Source organism: Mucilaginibacter sp., from assembly GCF_039207105.1.
In the GTDB taxonomy this organism is placed as follows: domain Bacteria; phylum Bacteroidota; class Bacteroidia; order Sphingobacteriales; family Sphingobacteriaceae; genus Mucilaginibacter.
In genome coordinates this window covers 1-5,815 of record NZ_JBCECK010000231.1, presented here as the reverse complement: position 1 = coordinate 5,815, position 5,815 = coordinate 1, and the positions used below count along the sequence as shown (strand labels likewise).

6 protein-coding genes are annotated in these 5,815 nt (G+C 41.3%); 3 read left to right on the top strand and 3 right to left on the bottom strand.

The window, feature by feature from the left end; all coding sequences use genetic code 11:
• Positions 1-336 (bottom strand): nicotinate-nucleotide diphosphorylase (locus AAGC65_RS24420; protein WP_407940715.1); only part of this gene is annotated, 336 nt, incomplete at its 3' end.
• Positions 337-520: 184 nt separating this feature from the next.
• Positions 521-916: a DUF4783 domain-containing protein gene (locus tag AAGC65_RS24415; RefSeq protein WP_343115079.1), complete on the bottom strand. Its 396-nt coding sequence runs from the start codon at positions 914-916 to the stop codon at positions 521-523.
• 165 nt (positions 917-1,081) lie between these two features.
• On the opposite strand from AAGC65_RS24415, the gene gpmI reads away from it, so the two are divergent.
• Positions 1,082-2,629 (top strand): 2,3-bisphosphoglycerate-independent phosphoglycerate mutase, encoded by a 1,548-nt coding sequence (gpmI, locus tag AAGC65_RS24410; protein WP_343115078.1) that lies wholly within the window; start codon positions 1,082-1,084, stop codon positions 2,627-2,629.
• Positions 2,616-3,197 carry a hypothetical protein gene (locus tag AAGC65_RS24405; RefSeq protein ID WP_343115077.1) on the top strand — a complete coding sequence of 194 codons (582 nt, stop codon included), beginning with the start codon at positions 2,616-2,618 and terminating at the stop codon, positions 3,195-3,197. Before gpmI ends, AAGC65_RS24405 begins: the two co-directional genes overlap by 14 nt.
• A 4-nt stretch (positions 3,198-3,201) precedes the next feature.
• On the opposite strand, the gene AAGC65_RS24400 is transcribed toward AAGC65_RS24405, so the two are convergent.
• Entirely contained in the window at positions 3,202-3,816 is a 615-nt protein-coding gene (locus tag AAGC65_RS24400) for a tetratricopeptide repeat protein (RefSeq protein WP_343115076.1), read from the bottom strand.
• A gap of 395 nt (positions 3,817-4,211) precedes the next feature.
• Between AAGC65_RS24400 and AAGC65_RS24395 the strand changes: the two genes are divergently transcribed.
• The coding region (locus tag AAGC65_RS24395; protein ID WP_343115075.1) for an LON peptidase substrate-binding domain-containing protein at positions 4,212-5,815 on the top strand (1,604 nt) is incomplete at its 3' end.

The following is a 5,815-nucleotide window of genomic DNA, read 5'->3' as shown; positions in this document are numbered from 1 at the left end:
TTTTGTAGCAATTCCAGACATGCGCTGCATACAATTCAGTACCAAACGCTCGGCTTTTAAAATACTTTGCGAATTGCCTTCAACCTCAAATGCTACATCTTTAGGCTTTACAACATCGCCATCCTTTAAAAACAAATTAACTTTAAGACCGGCATCTACGATGTTAAAAATCTCAACGGCCAGTTCAACGCCGGCCAGTATGCCTTCGTCTTTTACCAAAAGCTTCGCCTTACCAACGGTATCGGCCGGAATAGTTGAGAGCGAGGTATGGTCGCCATCACCTACATCTTCCTTTAAAGCTTCAATTATAAAATGGTGTATTAGTTCCTTATCCAAGTGTATTACTTTTAAGTTTCAAAAGTAACAACATTTTTTGGATGCGTAAGTTTTAGATAAGCAAATGATGAATATGAGAATTAGCTGAGAAATAAAATTCAGCCATATGAACCATCAACACCCTTTGATGTCAATGTTTACTCATTGTTAAGAAGAAGATTCTGAATAACCTATAACTTAATTTTTACTTTACCTTCTCATTTTCAATGCGCAATTCAATGATATTCATTTTTTCGTCGCTGCCCTTCAGGGTAAAGGCAACCCGGTATAGCCCGTTATCGGTAGTTAAAATAAATACGCCAAAACGGTAATTGGCACTTGAATTTACCTTATGTAACAATTTAATGCCTTTTGGCTTATTTCGTGCAAAAAACTTATCTAATATAAGCGTAGCCTGTGCCTGCGAATAAATATTTTCATCGTCCATCAGGGATATCTCAATACTGGGAGCAAACAACTTGGCCAGCTCTTTAGTATTACCTTCCTTTAATAGGCTGGCTACGTTGTCGATAGGATCGGCAGGGGTAAAACCGGGCAATAAAAACAAAAAGATTAATGACGACAGGTAAATTAACTTCATAACTACAGTACGTGATAAAAATACTTTACGTTACACTCTGTTTAAAAGCTAACCAACGGGGCTATTGGTTTTAAAACTATATAACTGCTTTTACTTGCAATTATTATCTAAACAAAACGCGATACAGATTTGTGCGCCGAAATTAAAAAATAATAATATAAAGTAATGCGCGGCCTTTATATTTGCGCTGTGGAAAATCAAAAAAAACTCGCATTAATTATTCTTGATGGCTGGGGCTATGGCCGCAACGATCAGTCAAACGCTATACTTGCCGCCAATACCCCTTTTGTTGATAGCCTGTTGCAGCAATATCCAAACTCAAAACTGGAAGCATCCGGAACCGCAGTAGGTTTACCTGCCGGGCAAATGGGTAACTCAGAAGTTGGCCACATGAACCTGGGCGCTGGGCGCGTTGTTTACCAGGAACTTGGCCGCATACACAAAGCTGTTGATGATAATGAATTGCCAACCATCCCGGTTTTAAAAGAAGCATTTGAGTATGCTAAACAAAACAACCGCAATGTGCATTTAATAGGCCTGGTATCTGATGGCGGGGTTCACTCCCACATCAGGCATGTAAAAGGTTTGTGCGATGCCGCCAAACAACTGGATGTTAAAAATGTATTTATCCACGCCTTTTTAGATGGTCGCGATACCGACCCTAAATCAGGATTGGGCTTTGTAGCTGACCTGGAACAACACATTGCTGGTACCAATGCCCAGATAGCAACTGCTATTGGCCGTTATTATGCTATGGACCGCGACAACCGTTGGGAAAGGGTAAAATTAGCTTATGACCTGATGGTTAACGGCCAGGGCGAGGCTACCCAGCATATTACCGACGCCATCAAAAAATCATATGATGAAGGTGTAACCGACGAATTTATAAAACCGATAGTAAACGTTGATGCAAACGGTAACCCACTGGCGGTTATTCAAAACGGCGACGTGGTGATCTGCTTTAACTTCCGTACAGACAGGGGCCGTGAGATCAGTATTGCCTTAACCCAGAAATCATTCCCTGAATATAACCTGCATCCGCTTGATATCCGTTACATCACTATGACCCCATATGATGAAACGTTTAAAAATGTACAGGTGGTGTTTGATAAAGAAGACCTGACCAAAACGCTGGGAGAAATTTTACAGGATGCCGGTAAATCACAAATAAGAATTGCCGAAACGGAGAAATATCCGCACGTAACCTTCTTCTTTTCAGGTGGTCGTGAAAAAGAATTTGATAACGAAAAACGCTTATTGGTGCCATCGCCAAAAGTGGCAACCTACGACCTGCAGCCGGAAATGAGCGCGGCCGGTATACGTGATGCCATTATCCCTGAACTGGAAAGCGGCAAACCTGATTTTATTTGCCTTAACTTTGCCAATACTGATATGGTGGGCCATACAGGCGTTTTCAGCGCGGTGGTAAAAGCTGCCGAAACAGCAGATGCCTGCACCAAAGCAGTGGTTGAAGCCGGCTTGGCCAATGGTTACTCGTTTATCATTCTGGCAGATCATGGCAATGCCGACTTCATGATCAATGAGGATGGATCACCTAATACTGCGCACACTACCAACCTGGTACCTTGCATTATTATTGACAAAGATGTTAAGCAGGTAAAAGATGGTAAACTGGGCGATGTTGCGCCAACTATATTACATATACTGGGTGTCACTATTCCCCAGGAAATGACCGGTAATGTATTGGTGTAAATTCAGATCATTAACTACAACCGCTTTTTTTAGCGGCATATTGCTTTTATCCGGCCTGCAATCATGCAAGCCGGATATTAAGCAAACCGGTGCCGTATTAAAATACTTTGATATCAGCGGCTTTTTTAAAGCTGATACCGCTAAACTCAGAAAGCTCAACCCGGAGGTTAATAAGACTGTAACCCACAATGGCGTTACCGAAAATAAAACGGTACATATTGATAACTGGGGACATGAACTTAACCTCTTTATCCAGTCTGACATTAACAGGCCTGCCTGGAAAAACAGCTACAGGGTACAAAATACCGACAGCCTGATCATTTACCAGGCCAAATATCCTGACCTCAGGACCGTTCGTGTGGTGATCAAAAAAGATAAGGATAAGGTAAAGTGGGTACTCATTTACAACCATACCAAAAACTTGCTTTACGAAACCCGGGAAAAGTTAAGTTACTTCCCCGACTCGGCTTACCTCATAGAAAAATGGCAGCAGGTGAGGCTTATGGGACGCAATAACTACCGCATTCAGGGCTTTCTGAAAACGCCAAAACAAATAAAGAAATTTTGAGTAATTAATTACGGCGAGCAACAGTAGCAGGCCCGCTTGCTTGTTGTAATTTTTCTCTGGATTGATCTATCAGCGATGAAATATCCATACGGCCAGGATTATCTGCTAATACCTTTTCCAGATCGTTTATGGAGGCTTTCAGGGAATTGATACCCCTCGCCTTATCGTAAAAATGAGAATTGTTCTGAAGCTTGAATACGCCATATTCCCGGTATGCAATGCCCCTGTTTTGATAGTATTTATTATCCTTAAGGTCGCTATTGATAGAAATGGCCGTCGTGAGATCTTTTATGGCCCCGAGCAGGTATAGTTCCTTATCAGCCGGCGTAGCCTGGTTATCTCTGCCTAAATAGCTTTTAGCCCTTGCCCTGTAATAATAAGCAGTAGCATCAGCCGGTTTTATAGCAATAACCCGGGTATATGCAGCTATTGATTTTTTATAATTATCGCTGTGGTAATAAGAATAACCCAGCATCCAAAGCGCATTGGCGTTGGTTGAGTCTGTGATGCAGGCCTTTTCCAAATGTGATATTGCCGACCGGAAATCGCCGTCCATTAATGCCTGCTGGCCCATTTTTACATAGGCGCTTTGTGCCCTTGCCGTTTCCAGCGAAGACATAATCAGAAAAGATACAATGACCGATAACTTCATCAGGCTTAATAGAAAACAATAACAGTTATTACATTTAACTAATAATGCATCAAAATATTATGCACGGTAATGCTTTTATAAAAATTACCTTCAAAAAATTACAGAAAGCTATAGTATGACTTTTTTTCATCTTTATCAATAAATTCTCATTTTATTACTCAACTCCGATACTATTTATAATTAACATTTAATCAAACTTTTATGCTGACAAATTGCTTGTTATTTATGATTGTTATAACTTGGCACAGCTCTTGAAACATAATACCCCACAGGTAATAACCACAATTTTACCTATATTTAATAGCCTTTTAATTTTAAAAGGCTGACAACATGACGTTTTTTTCTACACATAAAATATTATAATGAGTTTTGATCCATTTGATTTCAAAAATGCTTTACCGGTTATAAATGAGGACTCTGAGTTTTTCCCTTTAATGTCTACAGAAGATGAGGAGGAGATGAACAATGAGGAAATGCCCGAAATATTATCGATACTGCCATTGCGCAACACGGTTTTATTTCCGGGGGTAGTAATACCCATAACTGTTGGCAGGGATAAATCAATTAAACTAATACGCGATGCCAATAAAGGCAACAGGATGATTGGTGTGGTTGCGCAACAGGATGTGGGGATAGAAGACCCTAACTTTGACCAGTTAAATAAAATAGGCACTATTGCCCTCATTATCAAAATGCTGCAAATGCCCGATGGTAACACCACCGTTATCATCCAGGGTAAAAAACGCTTTGTTTTAAAAGAGGAAGTACAAAGCGAGCCATACATCAAAGCCACCGTTGAGCCTTTTAAAGAAATAAAAGCCAAAGAAGATAAAGAGTTTAAGGCTATGGTATCGTCTATCAAAGATATGGCCATGAACATTATCCAACTATCGCCAAATATTCCGAGCGAGGCCGGTATCGCTATCCGCAATATTGAAAGTACTTCATTCCTGATCAACTTCATATCGTCAAACATGAATGCCGATATGACAGCTAAGCAGCGTTTGCTTGAAGTGGCCAACCTTCGTGAGCGCGCCAATATGGTGTTGGAACACCTTACCCTTGACCTGCAGATGCTGGAGCTGAAAAACCAGATACAAACCAAAGTTAGGGTTGATCTGGATAAACAGCAGCGCGATTACTTTTTAAATCAGCAGTTAAAAACCATACAGGAAGAGTTAGGCGGTAATTCGCCCGACCTGGAGATAGACAGCCTGCGTCAGCGTGCCCTGAAAAAGAAATGGGCAAAAGAGGTAAAAGATCACTTTGCCAAAGAACTTGAAAAACTAACCCGTACCAATCCGGCTGCCGCAGATTATTCTGTACAGATCAACTACCTGGAGCTGCTGCTTGATTTGCCGTGGAATGAATTTACTAAGGATAACTTTGACCTTAAACGCGCCCAAAAGGTACTGGATAAAGATCACTTTGGTTTAGATAAAGTAAAACAGCGCATTATTGAATACCTGGCCGTGCTTAAATTAAAGCACGATATGAAGGCCCCTATACTTTGCTTAGTTGGCCCTCCCGGAGTAGGTAAAACATCATTAGGAAAATCAATAGCCAAAGCCCTTGGCCGTAAATATGTACGTATGGCTCTGGGCGGCATCCGTGATGAGGCCGAGATCAGGGGACACCGCAAAACATACATTGGCGCTATGCCGGGCCGCATTATACAATCGGTAAAAAAGGCAGGCGCTGCCAACCCTGTATTTATACTGGATGAGATTGATAAGGTAGGTAACGATTTCCGGGGAGATCCGTCATCGGCTTTACTGGAGGTGCTTGACCCTGAACAGAACAGCACTTTTTATGATCATTATGTGGAGATGGATTTTGACCTGTCAAACGTGATGTTCATAGCAACCGCCAACTCACTGAGCACCATACAACCGGCTTTGTTAGACCGGATGGAGATCATTGAGGTAAACGGTTACACCATTGAAGAAAAAATTGAGATAGCCAA